Source organism: Schaalia radingae (genome assembly GCF_900106055.1).
In the GTDB taxonomy this organism is placed as follows: Bacteria; Actinomycetota; Actinomycetes; order Actinomycetales; family Actinomycetaceae; genus Pauljensenia; species Pauljensenia radingae_A.
Window position 1 is genome coordinate 1,300,022 of sequence record NZ_LT629792.1, and the last position, 19,656, is coordinate 1,319,677.

General features: G+C 59.2%; 15 protein-coding genes and 1 tRNA gene. 9 read left to right on the plus strand and 7 right to left on the minus strand.

What is annotated here, in order from left to right:
• Window positions 1-63: 63 nt before the first annotated feature.
• Complete coding sequence (gene aceE / locus BLT69_RS05765; RefSeq protein ID WP_070727254.1) at window positions 64-2,814, minus strand: pyruvate dehydrogenase (acetyl-transferring), homodimeric type; 2,751 nt, start codon at window positions 2,812-2,814, stop codon at window positions 64-66.
• Window positions 2,815-3,115: 301 nt separating this feature from the next.
• Between aceE and BLT69_RS05770 the strand changes: the two genes are divergently transcribed.
• Entirely contained in the window at window positions 3,116-3,517 is a 402-nt protein-coding gene (locus BLT69_RS05770) for a DUF3052 family protein (protein WP_058236741.1), read from the plus strand.
• 81 nt (window positions 3,518-3,598) lie between these two features.
• Window positions 3,599-3,672, plus strand: a tRNA-Val gene (locus BLT69_RS05775).
• Window positions 3,673-3,675: 3 nt separating this feature from the next.
• Here the strand turns inward: BLT69_RS05775 and BLT69_RS05780 are convergent.
• The 4 genes from BLT69_RS05780 to BLT69_RS05795 all read right to left on the minus strand — a co-directional run bounded on the left by BLT69_RS05780 (window position 3,676) and on the right by BLT69_RS05795 (window position 7,943).
• Entirely contained in the window at window positions 3,676-4,551 is an 876-nt protein-coding gene (locus tag BLT69_RS05780; protein ID WP_227469359.1) for a Cof-type HAD-IIB family hydrolase, read from the minus strand.
• 45 nt (window positions 4,552-4,596) lie between these two features.
• Window positions 4,597-4,830 carry a hypothetical protein gene (locus BLT69_RS05785; protein ID WP_092648605.1) on the minus strand — a complete coding sequence of 78 codons (234 nt, stop codon included), beginning with the start codon at window positions 4,828-4,830 and terminating at the stop codon, window positions 4,597-4,599.
• An 84-nt stretch (window positions 4,831-4,914) separates the two neighbouring features.
• Window positions 4,915-6,375 (minus strand): ribosome biogenesis GTPase Der, encoded by a 1,461-nt coding sequence (gene der / locus BLT69_RS05790; protein WP_371935766.1) that lies wholly within the window; start codon window positions 6,373-6,375, stop codon window positions 4,915-4,917.
• Between the two features lie 5 nt (window positions 6,376-6,380).
• A complete protein-coding gene (locus tag BLT69_RS05795) occupies window positions 6,381-7,943 on the minus strand; it encodes a UDP-N-acetylmuramoyl-L-alanyl-D-glutamate--2,6-diaminopimelate ligase (RefSeq protein WP_092648606.1) in 1,563 nt (520 codons plus the stop codon).
• Window positions 7,944-8,009: 66 nt separating this feature from the next.
• Between BLT69_RS05795 and pepN the strand changes: the two genes are divergently transcribed.
• The 7 genes from pepN to BLT69_RS05830 all read left to right on the plus strand — a co-directional run bounded on the left by pepN (window position 8,010) and on the right by BLT69_RS05830 (window position 14,453).
• Window positions 8,010-10,574: an aminopeptidase N gene (pepN, locus tag BLT69_RS05800; protein WP_092648607.1), complete on the plus strand. Its 2,565-nt coding sequence runs from the start codon at window positions 8,010-8,012 to the stop codon at window positions 10,572-10,574.
• The gene (locus BLT69_RS05805; protein ID WP_058236747.1) at window positions 10,571-11,383 is read left to right on the plus strand and encodes a DUF881 domain-containing protein; all 813 of its coding nucleotides are present in this window, start codon (window positions 10,571-10,573) and stop codon (window positions 11,381-11,383) included. Before pepN ends, BLT69_RS05805 begins: the two co-directional genes overlap by 4 nt.
• A gap of 2 nt (window positions 11,384-11,385) precedes the next feature.
• Complete coding sequence (locus BLT69_RS05810) at window positions 11,386-11,718, plus strand: small basic family protein (RefSeq protein ID WP_058236748.1); 333 nt, start codon at window positions 11,386-11,388, stop codon at window positions 11,716-11,718.
• Window positions 11,719-11,728: 10 nt separating this feature from the next.
• A complete protein-coding gene (locus BLT69_RS05815; RefSeq protein WP_092648608.1) occupies window positions 11,729-12,466 on the plus strand; it encodes a DUF881 domain-containing protein in 738 nt (245 codons plus the stop codon).
• A gap of 106 nt (window positions 12,467-12,572) precedes the next feature.
• Window positions 12,573-13,010: an FHA domain-containing protein gene (locus BLT69_RS05820; protein ID WP_058236910.1), complete on the plus strand. Its 438-nt coding sequence runs from the start codon at window positions 12,573-12,575 to the stop codon at window positions 13,008-13,010.
• Complete coding sequence (gene ftsR, locus BLT69_RS05825) at window positions 13,007-13,774, plus strand: transcriptional regulator FtsR (protein WP_092648609.1); 768 nt, start codon at window positions 13,007-13,009, stop codon at window positions 13,772-13,774. Before BLT69_RS05820 ends, ftsR begins: the two co-directional genes overlap by 4 nt.
• Window positions 13,775-13,928: 154 nt before the next feature.
• The gene (locus BLT69_RS05830; protein ID WP_058236911.1) at window positions 13,929-14,453 is read left to right on the plus strand and encodes a MerR family transcriptional regulator; all 525 of its coding nucleotides are present in this window, start codon (window positions 13,929-13,931) and stop codon (window positions 14,451-14,453) included.
• Between the two features lie 2 nt (window positions 14,454-14,455).
• On the opposite strand, the gene BLT69_RS05835 is transcribed toward BLT69_RS05830, so the two are convergent.
• Window positions 14,456-16,957: a YhgE/Pip domain-containing protein gene (locus BLT69_RS05835; protein ID WP_092648610.1), complete on the minus strand. Its 2,502-nt coding sequence runs from the start codon at window positions 16,955-16,957 to the stop codon at window positions 14,456-14,458.
• Window positions 16,958-19,624: an MMPL family transporter gene (locus BLT69_RS05840; RefSeq protein WP_092648611.1), complete on the minus strand. Its 2,667-nt coding sequence runs from the start codon at window positions 19,622-19,624 to the stop codon at window positions 16,958-16,960.
• Between the last annotated feature and the right edge of the window lie 32 nt (window positions 19,625-19,656).

Sequence of the window (19,656 nt, forward strand, 5' to 3'; positions counted from 1 at the left end):
GAAGACGCCCTCGTCACTCTCACTGAGTAGCGATGAGGGCGTCTCCACGTCTGCGTTCACATCTTATTCGTCTGAAGCTGCAGCCTCATCGGCACCGATGCGCACATTGTGCAGCTGGTACTTCTCGATGGCCTGTTCGACGACTGCGCGGTCAACCTGGTTTTGATCGGCCAGTGCCTGCAGCGTGCGCACCACCATTGATTCTGCATCGATGTGGAAGTAGCGTCGTGCTGCGCGGCGCGTGTCGGAGATGCCGAAGCCGTCTGCGCCCAACGTGTACAGGTAGCCGGGAACCCACGGACGGATCTGATCAATGATCAGGGCATCGTAATCGGACGTGCCAATGAAGGGGCCTTCAGAGCCCGACAACTTGGTTGTCAGGTAGGCGTAGCGCGGATCCTCATTCGGATGCAGGAAGTTGTGCTCGTCAGCTTCCACGCCATCGCGACGCAGTTCGTTCCATGACGTCACCGACCACACGGCGGCGTCCACGCCCCAGTCCTCGGCCAGGAGCTTGCGGGCCTCACGTGCCCACGGCACCGCCACACCTGATGCCAAAAGCTGAGCCTTCGGGCCCTGCCCTGTATGGTCATCAACCTTGTAGATGCCCTTGATAATGCCGTCCACGTCCACATTTTCAGGTTCTGCGGGCTGATGAATCGGCTCGTTGTACACCGTCAGGTAATACATGACATTCGGGTCACGCGTATCCGAGGGATCGTGCTCGCAGAACATGCGCTTAATGCCATCCCACATGATGTAACGGATTTCGTAGGCGTAGGCGGGGTCGTACAGCACGAAACCGTGGTTGGCTGCACCCAGGATCGGGGAATGGCCGTCCAAATGCTGAAGACCCTCGCCGGTCAGGGTGGTACGTCCAGCTGTCGCGCCCACGACGAAGCCACGAGTCAGCTGGTCGGCAGCAGCCCAGAACTGGTCGCCGGTGCGCTGGAAACCGAACATCGAGTAGAAGATGTAGAACGGAATCATCGGCAGGTTGTGCGTCGCATACGAGGTGCCCACGACCTGCAAGGCAGCCGCAGATCCAGCCTCGGTAATACCGGTGTGCATCACCTGCCCCTGTTCGGATTCCTTGTAGGACAGCATCATGTCCGCGTCCACGGCAGTGTAATTCTGACCGTGCGTGTTGAAGATCCTGGCTGACGGGAAGATAGCGTCCAGACCGAACGTGCGTGCCTCATCGGGAATGATCGGCACGATGTGCCGACCAATATTCTTATCACGAAGCAGGTCTTTGAGCAGTCGGACCAGTGCCATTGTCGTGGCCACTTCGAGTTTTCCTGAGCCCTTCGACAAAGCCTCGAACGGCTTCATCGCAGGTTCAGGCAGGTGTGCATCGTCATGGGCACGACGCTCAGGCAGGTATCCGCCCAGCTTCTCCCGACGCTCCTTCATGTACAGCAACGCAGGATCGTCTGCCGGTGGCATGTAATACGGCGGCTTGTACGGATCTTTCTCGAGCTCCTCGTCGCTGATCGGGATCTGCAGACGGTCACGCAGCGCCTTCGCATCCTCCAGAGTCAGCTTCTTCATCTGGTGCGTCGAGTTGCGTCCTGCAAAATGCGTGCCGAGCGCGTATCCCTTAATGGTGTGCGCCAGGATGACGGTAGGCTGTCCGGTGTGCTCCATCGCAGCCTTGTAGGCGGCGTACACCTTGCGGTAGTCATGGCCACCTCGGCCCAGAGCCCAGATCTGCTCATCGGTCCAGTCCTTCACGAGCGCCTTGGTTCGCGGATCACGTCCGAAGAAGTGTTCACGAACGTATGCACCATCTTTGGCCTTGAACGTCTGGTAGTCACCGTCGAGGGTCTCATCCATCAGGTGAACGAGGGCATTGTCCTTATCTGCTGCCAGCAACTGATCCCAGCCGCGTCCCCAGATCACCTTGATGACGTTCCAGCCGGCGCCCTTGAAGAAGGCTTCGAGTTCCTGAATGATCTTGCCATTGCCACGTACAGGCCCGTCGAGGCGCTGCAAGTTGGCGTTGACGACGAAGGTGAGGTTATCCAGGCCCTGCTGTGCGGCGAGCTGCAGCATGCCGCGCGCTTCCGGCTCGTCCATTTCGCCGTCACCCAGGAATGCCCAGGTGTGCTGCTGAGAAGTGTCCTTAATGCCGCGCAACTGCAGGTAGCGGTCAAACCACGCCTGGTAGATTGCCTCGGCCGGTCCAAGTCCCAGTGACACGGTGGGGTATTCCCAAAAGTTGGGCATTTGGCGTGGGTGGGGGTAGGAAGGTAGTCCGCCGTCCACACTGACCTGCTGACGGAATCCGTCCATCTCTTCTTCGGTCAGGCGGCCTTCGAGGAATGCGCGTGCGTAAGGGCCGGGGGAGGCGTGTCCCTGGAAGAAGATGTGGTCGCCGCCGCCCGGGTGGTCTTTGCCGCGGAAAAAGTGGTTGAGACCCACTTCGTACAGGGTAGCGACTGATGCGTAAGAGGAAATGTGGCCGCCTACTCCGACACCGGGGCGCTGAGCGCGCGTGACCTGAACGGCGGCATTCCACCTGATCCAGCGGCGGTACTGACGCTCCATCGCTTCATCGCCGGGGAAGTAGGGTTCCTGGTCAACGGGGATCGTGTTGACGTAGGGCGTGGTGTATTCCTGAGGCAGCTGCACATCGCGTTTGCGAGCCTCGTCCATCATGTGCAGCAGGATGTAGCGTGCGCGAGGTCCGCCTTTTTCATCGATCAGGCTGGTGAGCGAGTCGATCCATTCCTGGGTTTCGTCAGGATCGTTGTCCGGAATTTGACTGAGCAATCCGTTGATGACGGGATGCTTTTGGTTTGTGCTCACAGATACCCCTTTTTATCTCGTGCTGACAGACCTGTAGGTCGCCAATGTCCTGGTGGTTCTATTCTCACCCGAAAGTCCCAGATTTGCGACTTCTTTAGGGCTTAAGACCCATGAGAATCGCCTCAATTTTGATTCATTGACGAGGGTGACGCCTTCCGCCCGTACTCGCAGGTCCCGTCAAGCCACATCGGCGGCGACTTTCGGCGCAAATATTCTTCCCAGGTGCAGATCTGCTCTACTATAGTGCCGTTAGATAGTTCACGAGCCCAGCGGGTTCGCGTGTGGAAGGTGGTTACACAACGTGGCGATCAGCCTCGGATTCACCCAAAATCAGGTTGTCCAGGAATTCTACGTAGACGATGACAGCGATGAAGCTGTTCGCGATGCGGTTGCACGCGAGACTGGTCACGAACTGGTCGATGTCGATTATGGCGACGTTGTCGACGGCGCACTGGTATGGTGGCGCGCTGACGACGCTGAAGAGGAAGACCTCGGTGACGTTCTGGTCGATGTTGCGTCAAACCTTGACGACGGCGGCATGATCTGGGTTCTTTTCCCCAAGCCTTCTGATCCGAACACTGTGCCCGTGGCGGACATTGCCGAAGCAGCCAGTGTGGCAGGTCTGCATTCTACGTCCGCGTTCTCAATGGGGGACACGTGGACCGGAATCTGCGTCACGGCTCGTCCGCGCGCACACCGGTAAGACATCTCACGCACGTCTCAAGTGCGTCTGCGTACCTGTGTGCGTTAAAGTATGCCTCGTGCCACGTCAGTGGCACGTGTCGGGCCTGTAGCTCAGTTGGCCAGAGCGCTGCGTTTACACCGCAGAGGTCGTCGGTTCGAGACCGGCCGGGCCCACCGTTAAAGCGCCAGTAGCGCGCGTACCACAGTCATGACACCGTGATCAATATTTGACGGCGCGCGGTATCGGGCTCGTGCTGTCACATCCGGATGAGCGTTAGCCATCGCGTACGAATAGTCGGCATGGTCGAAGAGCTCCAGGTCGTTCAGGAAGTCGCCAAACACAACCGTGTGCTCCGGACCGATCCCCAGCGATTCCTGCAGGGCAGTCAACCCTCGTCCTTTATTCGCCACAGGATTCATCATATCGACCCAGTGGCGCGAAGATTCTGCCACCTGATGCGATTGACGCAAGTGGGGAACCTGATCATCAACGAAGGCAGAAATATCCGTGAAGTCATACGTTGCGAGTTTCAGGACGTTATCGTGCGCCGCGGCCTGCTTCAAGTCGTCGACGACTTCCAGTTGTGCATAGTATTTGTGGGCTTCAGCGTAAAACTCGGCATCTGTGCGTTCAACATACGCGCTGTTCTGCCCGCACACGACCAGACCGAGGTTGTAGCTTCCGTCAGAGCTCACACGCCGCGTCACATCGATCATTTCATTGACTGTCGGCATGTCGATGCAAGTGGTCGACACAACCTGCCCGTGGAACGTGACGATGGAGCCATTTTCAGCAATGTAGGAGTGACCGGCGTCTGTGCCGGAAAACATGGTGTCGAGGGTGGCGAGCTGACGGCCTGACGCGGGCACGAACGCAATGTCACGTACAGCCAGTTCATGCATGAGCGGCCAGAACTCGTCCGGTAGATTCGAGTTGCCATCCAGCAGCGTCCCGTCCATGTCGCTGGCGATCAGTCGAATGTCAATTGGCCCATCGGGCAGTGTCATCATGGGCGTATCGTTCACGTCGGCTCTCCGTTCTTGTCCGGTCATGACTGTATCATCGACCGGCCTCCCGCACGGGTCACCCTCGTCAATTCACTCCTTCATGCGCGTTGCGTGACGACACTGCACATAGCAGATCGACAGATAGATGCCATACATGCCGAAAACAACAGTCAGGACGACAAACCAGCGCCAAGTCAGGTAGGCCATCAGAGCCCAAAAAGCGGCGAACGCAAACGTCCATATAACCTGCGCACCCAGTGGCAGCTTCTTCGTCGCCAAGAGAGGCGCGACGGGCAGTTGATTCGAATTTTCGCGTCGAGACATGGCATCCTCACCTAGTAGCGAATGAAAGGTACGTTATCCGCCTGTTCGACCGAAGTCAAGAGTAAATAGAGCATCGCCCTGAGTTTATTTCCTGCGCCGCTCCCGCACGCGCACAGATATCTGAACGGGGGAGCCGGCGAAACCGAAGTCCTCACGCAGACGCCTCTCAATGAAACGTCGATATCCGGGGTCGAGGAAACCGGTCGTGAAGAGCACGAAGCGTGGGGGAGCGGATGACACCTGCGTTCCGAACAGGATCCTGGGCTGTTTGCCACCGCGCAGCGGATGCGGGTGTGCGGCCACAAGCTGCCCCAGAAAAGCGTTCAGCTTACCTGTCGAAATTCGTGTTTCCCACCCGGCCAGGGCCGTATCCAACGCCTGCACGATTCTGTTCGTATGCCACGTCGTTGCCGCCGAAATATTGATGCGCGGCGCCCACGCGACCTGCACGAGTTCGCGTTCGAGTTCAGATTTGAGTTCCTTTTGGCGTTCCTCGTCCACCAGGTCCCACTTGTTGTTGACGATCACGAGTGCCCGCCCGGCATCAACAACCTGCTGCACGACGCGCACGTCCTGCTCGGTCAATACTTCCGAGGCATCAAAAAGGACGAGGGCGACTTCGGCTTTTTCAATCGCAGCCTGTGTTCTGATCGACGCGTAGAAATCAGCTCCCGTTGTTCGGTGCATTTTGCGGCGCACACCGGCCGTATCCACAAATTGCCACTGGCGGTCGCCCAAAGTGACGATCTCATCGACCGGGTCACGCGTAGTGCCAGCTGTTGAGTCTACGACGACGCGCTCATGTCCAACGAGCGCATTGAGCAGTGAGGACTTGCCGACGTTCGGTCGTCCCACCAGAGCCACGCGGCGAATGTTGGGATCGCGTGGTTGACCGGCTCGTGCCGAGCGCTCAGGGAGAACTGCCAGCACTCGATCCAGCAGGTCACCCGTGCCTCGACCGTGCAAAGCGGAGATGGCGTATGGTTCGCCCATACCCAAACCCCACAGGTAGGCAGCGTCTGCTTCCTGCATGGCGGAATCCACCTTGTTAGCCGCCAGAATGACCGGCTTGCCGCTGCGGCGCAGCAACTCCACGATACGTTCATCAGTGGTGGTAATTCCCACCGTCGCGTCGACCACCAGCAGCACTGCATCTGACAGGTCGATCGCCACCTCGGCCTGGTCGGCCACATTGCGATCCAGTCCGCGCACGTCGACTTCCCAGCCGCCCGTGTCAACGACGAGGAATTCGCGACCAGCCCATTCTGCCTGGTAGGTGACACGGTCACGCGTGACACCCGGCGTATCCTGCACAACCGCTTCGCGGCGCCCCAGGATGCGGTTCACCAGCGTGGACTTGCCGACGTTGGGTCGCCCGATCACAGCAAGGACCGGTAAGCCGTCCATCTCAGTGCTGGAGGGCAGGTCGCCCTCGTGATCGTCAAGGATCTGCAAGTCGGATTCACTGAGCTCATAGTTGTCCAGTGACGACCGCATCGAGCGTGCGCGGGCTTCACCTGTGTCAATATCCTGCTCTTCGCTCACGTTTGTCATCCTCGCTTGCGGGGTTCACTGTATTCCAGCACTTCGCGTGCAACCGGCACGTCATTGTATCGGTGATAGACATGATCTATCTCCTGATACCACTCGGCACCCTTCCCGGTGATCAGGACGATGTCATTCGCACTGGCGTCCTGAATCGCGCACCGTACCGCATCCCGGCGGCACGTTGTAACCTCCGTGACGTTGGTCAGGTCGGGACGCACGTTGCGGATTCCCTCCATCAGCTCGGCGCGAATTGCCGCCGCGTCCTCGGTTCGGGGGTTCTCATCTGTCACCCACAACACGTCCGCGTGTCTCGCCGCAACTTCAGCCAGCGGTATGCGTTTGGAGGCATCCCGGTCACCGTCCGTGCCAAAGACCAGGACGACGCGGCCGCCAGCCAGTTCGCGCGCATCCTTGAGAATCCATTCCAGAGCTTCGGGGGTGTGCGCGTAATCAACGATCACGAGCGGCTGATCGTCACAGTCCGGATTGATTTTCTCCATACGCCCAGGAACCTGCGGTGCCCGCTCGAGGGCAGTGACCGCCTGATCTGGATCCGCACCCACTGCCGTCGCCGCTGCGATTGCCACAGCGCAGTTTTGCACGTTCACTTCTCCGAGTACCGGGCTGTGAACCTGGTGGGTGTGCCCCGCCGGATCGGTCAGGGAGAAAACGGTTTGTGCGGTCTGCGGATCCGGATGAATATCACTGACGTGCCAGTCTGCCTGTTGCGAGCTCAAGGCCGCAACAGTCGTGATCGGGATCGTGGCCTCACGTGCCAGTCGCTGGCCCCATTCATCGTCCACGCACACGATTCCACGCCGGGCATGCTCGGGCGTGAACAGGGATGCTTTGGCCTGGAAGTAGTGCTCCATGTCGTGATAGAAGTCCAGGTGATCGTGCTGCAGATTCGTAAAAATGGCGACGTCAAAGACAATGCCGTCAACACGATTCAAGCTCAATGCATGAGAGGACACTTCGATGACCGCATTGTCAGCGCCTTGTTGCTGTGCGCAGGCAAGAAAGCGATGCAGGACCGGTGCCTCGTTCGTGGTGCGCGTCGCCAAGATCGTCATGTCACCGATGCGGGTTTCCACGGTGCCGCACAGCGCAGGAACATCGTGTATGGCGCCCAACGCGGCGCTGACCAGATAGGTTGTGGTGGTCTTTCCGTTTGTGCCGGTCACTGCTGCGGTCGTCAGTGACTGATCGGGGTTTCCGACCACTCGTGCAGATACGAACGCTGCCGCCTGGCGAGGGTCGTCGACAACTGCAATAGGGACGCTCGCGCCACTGTCACGCAGGATCCGCGCACCTTTCTCATCAGTGATGACGCCGGCCGCGCCAGCCTCAAGCGCACCTGCGGCAAATTCGGCGCCGTGGTGGGAGTATCCGGGGATTGCCACGAACACCCATCCGGCATCAATGTCGCTGGAAGAGACCGTCACGCCAGTGACGGCACAGGTGGCCTTGTCTTCATTCACCCATTGATGAACATCGAGGTCGCGGACCAGTTCACGAAAAGTAATCGCTGATGTGCGAGGACGCAGTTCATTAATGGTAGTCATGGCGCACACTTTACTACTCGGGCGCGCCCCAATGCCTCAACTCGCGCGCGCTCTTACAATCGAGACATGTTTAACCTCACGCGATCCCAGGCACGTCAGCGTGCTCAGACAGTCTCAGTGTCCCACATTGACGTGACGGTGGATCTGACGCGTGCAGGTGATCTTGACGAGACACATTATCCTGTCACCTCTGTGTTCACAATGACGCTCAACCGTCCCTCAACATTTGTTGACGTGGTGGGAACGGTGGACGAGGTTCTGGTCGATGACGCTCCGCATGCGTTCCACCATGACGGATCTCGCCTTGACCTTGATGACCTTCCAATATCACGTCCGATCACGCTCACCGTGCGCGCCCACTGCAGCTTTTCACGCACAGGGGAGGGGCTCCACCGCTATCTCGATCCTGAAGATCACCGCATCTACCTGTACACACAGTTTGAGCCCACCGATGCGCGCAGGGCCTGGCCGTGTATGGATCAGCCCGATATCAAGCCGCGCTGGACCTTCCACGTCCTCGCGCCGAAAGAATGGACTGTCACGTCCAACGGCATCGACACACCGACGGATGCCGGCACCTTCATTCGGCACGACTTTTTCACCACACCACCTCTGTCCTCCTACATCACCGCAGTTGTTGCAGGCCAGTGGGCCGTAGTTGACGGCGGTACCTGGGAAGGTGGAGCCGGCGACGGCACACATGTCGCAATCCCGCTGCGTCTGATGTGTCGCGCCGCCCTCGCGCCTTTCATGGACGACGACGATATTCTGACTGTCACCCGACAGGGCCTCAACTTTTATCATCAGCACTACGGTGTGACATTTCCGTGGGGATCCTACGATCAGGTATTCGTGCCTGAATACAACCTTGGCGCAATGGAGAATCCCGGGTGCGTCACGTTCAACGAGCATCTCCTGTCGCGCGACACCCCCACATTCGCGCAGCGTCAGCACCGCGCCAACACGATCCTTCACGAAATGTGCCACATGTGGTTCGGTGATCTCGTCACGCCCGCATGGTGGGATGACCTGTGGCTCAAAGAATCCTTTGCTGACCACCAGGGCACCAACACGGCTGCTCACGCCACCGCCTACACAGGGGAGTGGACGTCATTCGCCATTGGCCGCAAAGCCTGGGCCTACGAGCAGGACCAGTATCCAACCACCCACCCCATCGCTGCAGATATCCCGGACGTGGAGGCAGCCAAGAACAATTTCGACGGCATCACCTACGCCAAGGGTGCAGCCGTCCTCAAGCAACTGTTCGTCACCCTTGGTGAGGACGCGTTTTTTGCCGGTGCACGACTCTACTTCACCCGCCACGCCAACGGTGCGACGAAGCTGACCGACCTTCTGAAAGCCCTGGAAGAAACGTCCGGGAAGGATCTGACTGAGTGGAGCAGGCTATGGCTGGAAACCAGCGGCCCATCCAGGCTCTCCGTCGACGTGCAATTCGACCATTCGGGCCGTCTTTCCCGCTTCGACCTGGTCCAGGACCGCCTCGTTCGTCCACACACACTTGAGGTATCCACGTGGGCGATTGACGAGGGAGCCCTGAGGCGCACCCACACCTATAGCCTGCATACTGAGGCCGCCCGTATCCGCATCACAGACGACACACTTTCACGCGGGGAATGCGATTTGATCGTGTTGAACGACCACGATCTGACGTATGCGATCTGCAGGTTTGATGCGCACAGCGCGGACACGGCATTGGCTTACATCGGAACCTGCCCTGATCCGCTCACGCGCGCCGTTGTGTGGGCGAACCTATGGAATATGGTGCGCGATGGGCTCATGCGCGCAGACCGCTATGTTCGCGCAGTACTCACGCAGGCACTCACCGAAGATCACGACGCGGTTGTGGACAGACTGCTGTCCAGTGTTCAGTACGCCATCGCGCATTACTGCCCGCGCTCACAACGAGCAGCATTGCACGAACAGGTCGTCGCCACTGCACTCGACATCCTCTCACACACCACTACCGTGGACCCCCAGCGTCTGTGGCTCGGAGCGTTGCTCAGCTCAGCACCCTGGTGCCCCTTGTCACCTGCAGCGACCAGCACGATCACAGCCGTGGCGGGCCGGCACAGTATTCATGGACTGGAAATCGGTCCCGAACTTGCCTGGCGTGCACGCCGCGCGCTTGCTGCGCGCGGCGATGTCGACCGCGCTCGCCTCGACCAGTGGCTGGACAACGAACGCACAGGGGAGACTACCATTTTCCACGCTCGCGCTGTGGCTGCTCTGCCCACAGCCACTATCCGTGAACAGTCATGGAAACGAGTTCTCACCGGGGACATTTCCAACGAGGAAACCTCAGCGATCCTCTTCGGCCTGGCGGAGTCCACGTGGGAGGGCGATGAGCTCGACCGTGAGTTCTTCGCGCACCTCGCTGATTTTTGGGCCACCCACTCCATCGGCATGGGTATTCGCTTCGTGCGTGCTGGCGCTCCACATCACGTCGACTGCGATGATCCGGATGCGGTAGCCACCCTCGTCAATGAATATGAACAATGGCTGGAGGGCAATACGGATGCACCTGCTGCCCTGCGACGGCTCGTAATCGAGAACTTTGACGACGTTCAGCGTGCTCAACGCGTCCAGGAACTTTGGGAGGAGACGCTATGAGCACTGCCTCGCCCCGAAAGGACCCTGCCGCATCGATGTCGCAGCTCAACCAGCTTCTTCGCAATCCGCTCGATGCTGCCTACCACGCATACGCAGCCGATCCGAATGCCCGCCGATCCGGCCCGGCAATGCGCGTCCTCGTCATCATCATGGCGATCGCGCTGGGGATCGCCTCCGGAATCGCAGTGCGATACTTACGCGCCCCCGCTGATACGACAGTGCGAAACTCATTGACCTCGCGCATCGAAACCGTCCAGACGCAGGTTGACTCGCTCAGCCAGGAAGTGTCCGACCTGTCCTCCACGATGCGCTCAGCTGCCGATATCGCCCCGACATCTGCACCGCAACTGGAGGCAAGCGTGGCGATGGCCAGTGCGGCTCACTCCGTGCACGGACCGGGTCTGACTGTTGCCCTCAGCGACGCCACAGATTCCAAAACTGAACGACCCCAGGCGGTTGTGCGCGATCAGGACTTGCGAATGGTGGTCAATGCCATGTGGGCGGGCGGAGCTGAAGCCATTGACGTCAACGGCATTCGCATCGGGTCGGGCACCTTCATCCGCACCGCAGGTTCAACGATCCTGGTCAACACCACGGCCATCCAGTCTCCCTACGTCATCAATGCCATCGGAGACGGGTCGGATCTGTCGGTGGCACTGGTGCGTGGCGGCACCGGTGATTATCTGTCTACCGCCCAGTCAGCTCGAGGTATACAGATCACGACACGGGCCGCAAACTCCATTGAGATGCAGGGCGTTGATCAGCGCTCGACGCGCTACGCTGAAACTCGAGATGGTGCTGGAGGCTAAACATGATTGCTGTCCTTGGACTGATTGCAGGAATCGTCATTGGATTCATGGTCGATCCCACGATCCCGGTGTGGATTCAGCCATTCCTTCCCGTTGCCGTTGTCGCTGGGCTTGACGCTCTTTTCGGCGCCGGGCGCGCGTGGCTCGAAGGTGTCTTCTCCGACCGTGTCTTCATCATGTCGTTCTTCTGGAATGTCCTCGTAGCCTGTCTGTTGGTATTCCTAGGACAGCAGCTCGGCGTCGGATCCGCCATGACGACCGCTGTCGTCGTCGTTCTCGGTATCCGTATCTTCTCCAACGCCGCGTCCATCCGTCGTCTTATTTTCAAGGCGTAGGTGCACGACAATGGCACGTAATTCTGCGAACAAACCCCAGATATCGCGCGGTTCACGGCTGCGAGAGGCTCTTTTGGCCAGTCCGAGGCCGATCCATATTCTTCTTGTCGTCATCTGCATGATGCTCGGTATCGCATTGGTAACTCAGGTGCGCGCCCAGCGTGCCGACCCGCTCGACCAGATGACCGAGCAAGACCTGGTGGTGCTGCTCGATGAGCTGTCTGGACGCGAGGAAACACTGCGCGGCGAGAAGGCTGAGCTCGAGTCTGAGCTGGCTGACCTGGAGAATGCTGTCTCCCAGCAGCAGGCTGCCGACGAAGCGGCCCGCAAGAGTGTCGAGCAGGCACGTATCAATGCCGGAACGGTCCCTGTTGAAGGCGAAGGCCTCACCATGATCGTTACCGATCCGCAGGGAGGTGTCAATGCAGTCCAGTTCGTCATGACCCTTGGGGAACTGCGCAACGCCGGAGCTGAAGCTGTGAGCATCAACGGTATCCGTGCCAACGCGCAGACCTGGTTTTCCATGTCGGATGTGGGCATCATCATGAACGGTCAGGTGATCCACTCGCCCTACCAGTGGAAAGTGATTGGAGATTCGGACACGATTGCCACTGCACTGGAGATTTCTGCAGGTGCGGCTTGGCAGATGCGTTCCAAGAATGCGGACGTGGAGATCATCAAATCCCAGCAAGTCGTGATCGATGAAGTTGCTCCTACTCCGATCCCTCAATATGCGACAGAAAAATAGAGGCGTGACATAATTGTTATCAATGAAACAGCAATGCGCCGGCGTACCTTTTTTGCGTACACTGGGGTGCATCTGAATTCCGGTGTACTCGCGGAAGAGGGAAATGATGGAAGATCACAGTGACTTTGACCCGACGGCAACCTCGGTCTTCGGCCTGCCAGGCTCGGAGGAAGAAGAGGAAACTGCTCAACCGCTGCCGTTGTCTGCTCGCGACCGCGAGGCAGTCGAGGCCCTTCCTGCCGGTTCCGCACTGCTCATCGTTCAGCGTGGCCCGAACTCCGGTGCGCGCTTCCTGCTCGATCCAGGCACAACTAACGCCGGACGCTCACCCAAGTCGGACATTTTTCTTGACGACGTGACTGTGTCCCGCAAACATTGCCAGTTCATCGCACAGGACGGTGGCTACATTGTCCGCGATTCAGGCTCCCTGAACGGCACTTATGTCAATCGTGAACGTGTCGATGAGGCACATCTGCAAGAAGGCGATGAAGTCCAGATCGGCAAGTACCGCATGACCTACCAGCCGTCCCCGCAGCAGGCATGAACACTGCCCACGCATACGCACTCGAGGAGAATCCACAACAGGGACAGTGGCCACGTGGCTTGAGTGCAGAGCCGACAATGGCCATCGGCCAGGTCACAGAAGCTCTGCAAAAAGAGTTCCCCACCGTCTCAGTGTCAAAGATTCGTTTTCTGGAGGATCAGGGACTCATCTGTCCGAGCCGTACGAGTGCGGGTTACCGAAAGTTTTCCGAGTCCGACCGTGAGCGACTGCGCTATATCCTGCGGCGCCAGCGCGATTCCTATTCGCCCCTCAATGCCATTCGCGATGAGCTGCGGGCATTGGACGCCGGCCATGACGTGGATCTTGCTCCGAGCGCACGCATTGTTGCTTCCGATGGGGAAGTAGTTGTCCCTGCGAACCAGTCAACCATTTCCACGCGTGACTTGGCTGATCTGACAGGCGCCACTGTCGAGACTCTTGAACGCTACACTGCACTCGGATTGATCGCTCCAGACATTGCTGGCTATTTTCCATCTCGCACGGTTCACGTCGTGCACCTGCTGGTGGCCCTTGAAGCTGAGGGCATGAATGCGAGGATCTTGCGTTCTGTGCGCACAGGTGCCGAGCGCAGTGCGGATGTGATTGATCAAGTCGTGTCCTCACAGCTGTCACGCCAACGCGCCACCGATCGTGAGCGTGCACACGCACGCTCAATGGAATTTGGTGAAAAGCTCGCTGACCTGCACCGGGAACTATTGCGCATTTCATTGTCGAGGCTCAACGGCGACTCACCTTCAAGTTGAACTTGAGGCTCGCCGTTTGAATTGTTGACCGACGACCGTTCGGGAATTAGCGTTAGAGAGTACACACAGTGAGCCCATTCAGTGGCTAAGAGTCCGAGGAGCATACGTGAGCGCGAATCCGGCTGATTCAGTAGCCCCACAACCACGACAGGCCATGCTCTTCGGCGACCCTCTTGAAGGCCTCAACGAAGACGAAACCGGCTATCGCGGCCCGGTTGCGTGCTCCGCGGCCGGCATCACCTACCGTCAGCTCGACTACTGGGCTCGCACAGGGTTACTCCAGCCGTCGGTGCGCGCTGCGCGTGGATCCGGTTCACAGCGCTTGTACTCATTTCGCGACATCCTCGTCCTGAAAGTCGTCAAGAAGCTTCTTGACGCCGGCGTGTCACTCCAGCAAGTCCGCCAGGCAGTCACGCAGCTCGGTAACCGTGGAATCGATGACCTCGCGTCGATCACGCTGATGAGTGACGGCGCATCCGTGTATGAATGCACGTCATCCGATGAGGTCATTGACTTGCTCCAAGGCGGACAGGGCGTGTTCGGTATCGCAGTGGGGCGCGTGTGGCGCGAAGTTGAAGGCTCCCTGGCTGAACTGCCAGTCGAGCGGCGCGACGAAGATGACACGGTTATTGACGATCTAGCTGAACGCCGTCGCCGCAGGCACCGTTCCGTTTCCTAAGTTCACATCGGAACAACGTTCAACGCTTCGCGAACCTTCTCGGGCGAGAGCGTTCGGCGCTGCGTAACCGCCACCGCCGAACCAATGAAGCTCACCAGGCCCCATCCGATCAGCGACAGGAGCGGGGGCACCCACGAGGATCCCACACCCAGAACGCTGGTCTGCAGGCCTCCGGCAAGTTCTCCCAACGGCAGCAGCGCGTTCATTGTAGATAAGGCGTCAGGTGAATCCTGGTAGGGCATCAGCCCGATGAGGGCAACGACCTGCAATGTGAAGAACAGGAGCGAGACGACACGCCCGATCCGGGCACCGCACACTGCCAATAGCATCTGGTGGACCAGGACTGCCACAATTGCGCCGACTATGATCAGTGCACCTGTACCAGCGAGACTGACCGGAAAGACCTTGAACAGCAGCGCTACACAGATCACGCCCAGCACGGAGATTGCCACTACGCCGGACGGGGCGCGCAGCGAATCAATGACCGCCCGAACTGCACCGACTGGACGAGCCAAGACGCGACCGCGAAGGCCCGGCATCATCAAGAATGCACCAAACGCACTGATCCAGATCAGGACTGCAGCGGTAAACGGGAAAGCTGTTCCGATGGTGCTCTGCGTCGTGGCATCCTGCTCTGTTTGCACCGGACGCATCGCCATGGACACAATCCGAGTGCGTTCCGCATCTGAGTAGACGGGGATTTGCGAGACGCCCTCGTCCAGGCCATCCGCGAGCTGGGACGATCCGTCGCGTAGCTGGTCGATGCCTGTGGAAAGCTGATCGGCTCCGTTTCCGAGCTGTCCGAGTCCGTCTGCCAGTTGGCTGGAGCCGTCAGCCGCTCCCTGGGCTCCCTCGTTGAGCTGGCTAATGCCACCCGAGAAGCGGCCCACTCCAGCCGACAATTGTGCCAAGCCGTCGGCTAGGCGATCGGCTCCGGTGACCAGTCCAGGCTGGCCTTCTGTGCCGTCAAATCCGTCCTGGAGCTGATGCACCCCGTTCTGTAGCTGTGTGACGCCCTGAACGAGGCCTATCGTCGAGTCTGTTCCATTGATGCCATCCGCCATTTGACGCGCTGCACTGGCAAGCTGTTGGGATCCTGTGGCCAGTTGGCTCACCCCTGCGAGTAAACCATCCGGACCGACAATCTGGGCGATGTACTCGTTGTAGTGGTCAACGAAATGTTGCGCGTCGGCAAGGCCGTCCGCGAATTCGTCACTGGAAATCTTCGCCAGGAAATCGTCGAGGGCAGCGAGGGAATCGGTTGCAACCGTGGGCAGGCCATCAATGAAAGGCACAATCAACTGCCCAAACTCCTTCATATCGGCACAGTATTGTGGGAACGTTTCAGCGGGGCATCGATCGATAAGGCCGAGCAGCGAGCTACGTAGCTCGTTAATGACATCCTGATCGGTCATGATTGGTTCAAGCCTGCTGAGCACATCGCGCGCATCCCGAGCCACCTGTTTCATCACATCGACAATTTGCTGAAGATCGATGGTGATCGTTGGCAGGTCAGCAGGATCGAAATCCTCGGGAATGAGGGCACGGATCGTGTCCAACCCGTTGTCAAGTCGCGCGATACCGTCGGCCAGCTGTTCGGTTCCTTCTGCCAGCTGGAGTGAGCCACTGGCCAGCCCCGGCGTCGTACCGTTTCCCAGGATGCCGTCCGCCAGCTGGTCGACGCCGCCGGTCAGACCGGGGGAGGAGGCTGATCCGGCGATTCCGTCGCGCATCTGGTGGATGCCGCCTGACAGTTGTTCCGCACCGGCATGGAGCTGTCCGATACCGCCCGAAAATCCTGCCACACCGCTCTCCAGTGCTGCCGTGCCGTCGGCAAGTTGGGCAAGTCCTCCGGCAAGTTCATAGGTGCCATCCGTGCTCTGGTGGACGCCGTCGGCCAGCTGATGGGCACCCTGTCCCAAGGACCCGATACCGGAATCGAGTTGCCTGGCTCCGTCTGCAGCTGCTCCCAGCTGGTCTTTCAGCTGGTCGAATCCCAGATAGACACCGTTGAGAACCTGCGTGCCCAGCGTCTGGCCCAAGGATCGCGCGGCGGCTTCCGTCACCGCATGGGCCAGTTCGTTCATCATAGGTGCAGTCGCATCAGAACTGGTCAGTGAGACAATGCCGGGATTTGCGTCAGTTTGCCCGATCGTTGCCACCGCTGTCGAGAAGTTTTCCGGAATGGTCACGATTGCAGCAACGTCACCGTTCTTAATTGCGTCGTGCGCACTGTTGACCTGCATCAGCTCCCATTGGAACGTTGCGGTTCCATCGTGCGGTTTGAGCAGTTCGGCGGACAGTTGGCGTCCGAAAGGGACAAATTGGGTTGAGCCGTCGGGCAGCGTCATTTCCGCGCCCTTGTCCAGGTTTACGATCGCCGCTTTCAGGCGTGTAATGTCCGAGCCTGTACTGTTTCCACCGATTGACCACATGGACAACGCGGCGAGCAGGATCGGTACGATGACGGCGACCAGCAATAGGCGTGCATCTCGTAATCGCATTTATGCGTCGCCTCCAATCTTTACCGTCCGTGTGACCACAAAGCCACTGTTGCCAGCCTGAGGTCCCACAATCAGTGCACCTTCTTGTTCCACTGTCGCACTGATGAGCTGGTCTCGCACCTGTTCGGTTACCGGGCAGTCCACGAGTACCAGGTTCTTGTCCGACTCTTCAGCATCCGACGCAATCATGTGGGCCCATGAGGCTCGCAACATGATCGGAATGTTAGCGCGCATCCAGCTGGATCGATCGCGCGCGTCGTTATCGCGCACCACGATAATTCCCTGGTCAGCGCGGATAAGGCCCGCAGCCGCGCACATGAGTGTGCGCACCTGGCTGGGTGGCCCGTCCAGTTGGATGACCTCACCGGGCCAGACAATCAGCTCATCGCACGAGGCCACGGTCTGGCCACCCTCGTTAATGCGGACATCTTCCATGCGCAAGATTGCCGGTCCGTTGACACGTTTCCACTCCATGTGATCGCTGAGGTGATCCATAGCGACGCCCTCGACGTCGACGTGAGGCACCACCCGGTCCAGTGCGCGCGGAAAACGCCAGGCTCGCTTACCAAGCACCATCATGACCGCTGGAATGAGCGTCATGCGCACGATGAATGCGTCAATAGCAACGCCAACCGCCAGCGCCAGTGCGATGGGCTGGACGTAGAAGGAACCTGAGGGAATGAATCCGAAGAAAACCGACACCATGATCAGCGCTGCAGCCACCACAACAGGTGCGGAGGAGGCGAATCCCTTCTTGACTGCCTGCCGTGCATCCTCGCCGTGAGTCCAGTACTCGCGCATGCGGGTGACGAGGAAGACCTGGTAGTCCATCGCCAGGCCAAAGAGCACACCCAACGCCATGATCGGCATGAAGCAGATGACCGGCCCGGTATTGGAGATGCGCAGCGGTCCGGTGAACCATCCCCACGAGAAGATCATGGACGTGACGCCGAATGCTGCGCCGATCGACAGGAGGTATCCGATCGTTGCGATCAGCGGCACCCACAGTGACCTGAAGACTACTGTCAGCACAATCAACGCCAGCCCCACCACCAGTGAGGCAAACGGCACCAGCGCATCCGTCAGGCGAGCGGTCACATCCATTCTGGCGGCAACCATGCCGGTCACATGAATATCCTCGACGCCCAGTTCACGCTCCCACGTGTCGGCAGCTTCGCGCAGGTTCTCCAGTGCTTTTTCGGTTGCAGGATCGTTCGACGCGGCCTCGGGGATCGCAATGACGGCAGCAAGGTCAGCGTTCCTGTTCGGGGTGGCTATCTGAATTGACCTGATGCCATCAACCTGTTCAACCCGGTCGGCAAGTTCATCGACCAGACCGAGCGGGTCCTCAGACTGGATGATGCCACCGATGATCAGCAGGGGAGCGTTGGCTCCGTCTCCGAATTCGTTCGCCACCAGCTCGTATGTGTCCCGTGCGGGAGTGCCCACCGGCTCGGTTCCATTGTCGGGAAGGGACAGGCGCAGATCTTTGGCAGGAATGACGACGGCGGACAGGAAAACTAGGACGACAGCGATCGTGATCCACGGGCGGGCAGTGATCACTGATACCCACCATTGGGAAGCACTCTGCTTCGAGTGCTTCGCTGCATGTCTGCGAGTCTCTTCCTGACCGGAGCGCCGCGATGCGCGTGCGTGGCGTGGGCGCAGTCGCTCACCCATCAAACCCATCAGAGCCGGGATGGCCGTCACCGCAATCACAGCGGACACGGCCACAGCGGCCGCGGCACATAGACCCATCACTGCCAGGAAGGGGATGCCGGAGACGATCAGACCGCATAGTGCGATCACAACGGTGATGGCGGCGAAGATTACGGCACCACCTGATGTCGCATTGGCCATCGCAATGGAATCAACGACGTTCCAGCCGTGAGCCAGCTGGGAACGATGGCGGGAGACGATAAAAAGACAGTAGTCAATGCCGACCGCCAGACCGATCATGATCGCCAGCGTGGGAGTAGTGGTGGAAATGTCCACCCACTGCGCAACAATGAGTACACCTGTCATCGCGATGCTCACGCCGAGCAGTCCGGTGATCACGGGCAGGACTGCAGGCAGCAGCGCGCGGAAGGTGATCGCAAGGATGATGAGCGCAATGGCCACACCAACCAGTTCAAGAGGGGAGAGGGGCACTGATGTTAGCTGGTAGATCTGGCCTCCGACCGATGCCGGCATCCCGGCCTTTGTGCTGTCGGCAGCGACCGTTTCGATAGTGTCCAGTGCGCCGTCGTCATCTTGCCCGAGCGCCAGGTCAAGTTGGACGTTGATCAGGGCGAATCGTCCGTCCGTACTGATTGTGGGAGTGCGCAGCAATTCTGACCACGGGTCGGCTGCCTGAGTGACGTGAGGGACGGCGCTCAATTGATCGACGACGCGCTGCACCTGGTCGCGGTGTGTCTCGATGGGGTGGTCATCAGGAGATTCCACGATGACCTGTGCGGTCAGTCCGGCCAGTTCGGGGAATCGTTCCGAAATAATGTCGAGGCCGTCCTGGGCCTCTGTGCCGGGAATCTTGAAATCATTGGACAGTTGCGGGCCTGCCTGCCACACCCCGATTCCGCCAATCAGCAGGACAGCAATCCACACGAGGAGCGTGCGGATCCCGTGGCGCGCGCAGACGGCACCTAACTGACGCAGAAAAGTAGACACATTACATTGTCTAACGTTTGAGGAGCTCCTGC

Coding starts and splice junctions, on each gene's coding strand:
- BLT69_RS05830 (WP_058236911.1), top strand. CDS start 13,929: ATGCTCTTCGGCGACCCTCTTGAAGGCCTCAACGAAGACGAAACCGGC.
- pepN (WP_092648607.1), top strand. CDS start 8,010: ATGTTTAACCTCACGCGATCCCAGGCACGTCAGCGTGCTCAGACAGTC.
- BLT69_RS05810 (WP_058236748.1), top strand. CDS start 11,386: ATGATTGCTGTCCTTGGACTGATTGCAGGAATCGTCATTGGATTCATG.
- BLT69_RS05815 (WP_092648608.1), top strand. CDS start 11,729: ATGGCACGTAATTCTGCGAACAAACCCCAGATATCGCGCGGTTCACGG.
- ftsR (WP_092648609.1), top strand. CDS start 13,007: ATGAACACTGCCCACGCATACGCACTCGAGGAGAATCCACAACAGGGA.
- BLT69_RS05820 (WP_058236910.1), top strand. CDS start 12,573: ATGGAAGATCACAGTGACTTTGACCCGACGGCAACCTCGGTCTTCGGC.
- BLT69_RS05785 (WP_092648605.1), bottom strand. CDS start 4,830: ATGTCTCGACGCGAAAATTCGAATCAACTGCCCGTCGCGCCTCTCTTG.
- BLT69_RS05835 (WP_092648610.1), bottom strand. CDS start 16,957: ATGCGATTACGAGATGCACGCCTATTGCTGGTCGCCGTCATCGTACCG.
- BLT69_RS05805 (WP_058236747.1), top strand. CDS start 10,571: ATGAGCACTGCCTCGCCCCGAAAGGACCCTGCCGCATCGATGTCGCAG.
- BLT69_RS05795 (WP_092648606.1), bottom strand. CDS start 7,943: ATGACTACCATTAATGAACTGCGTCCTCGCACATCAGCGATTACTTTT.
- BLT69_RS05780 (WP_227469359.1), bottom strand. CDS start 4,551: ATGACCGGACAAGAACGGAGAGCCGACGTGAACGATACGCCCATGATG.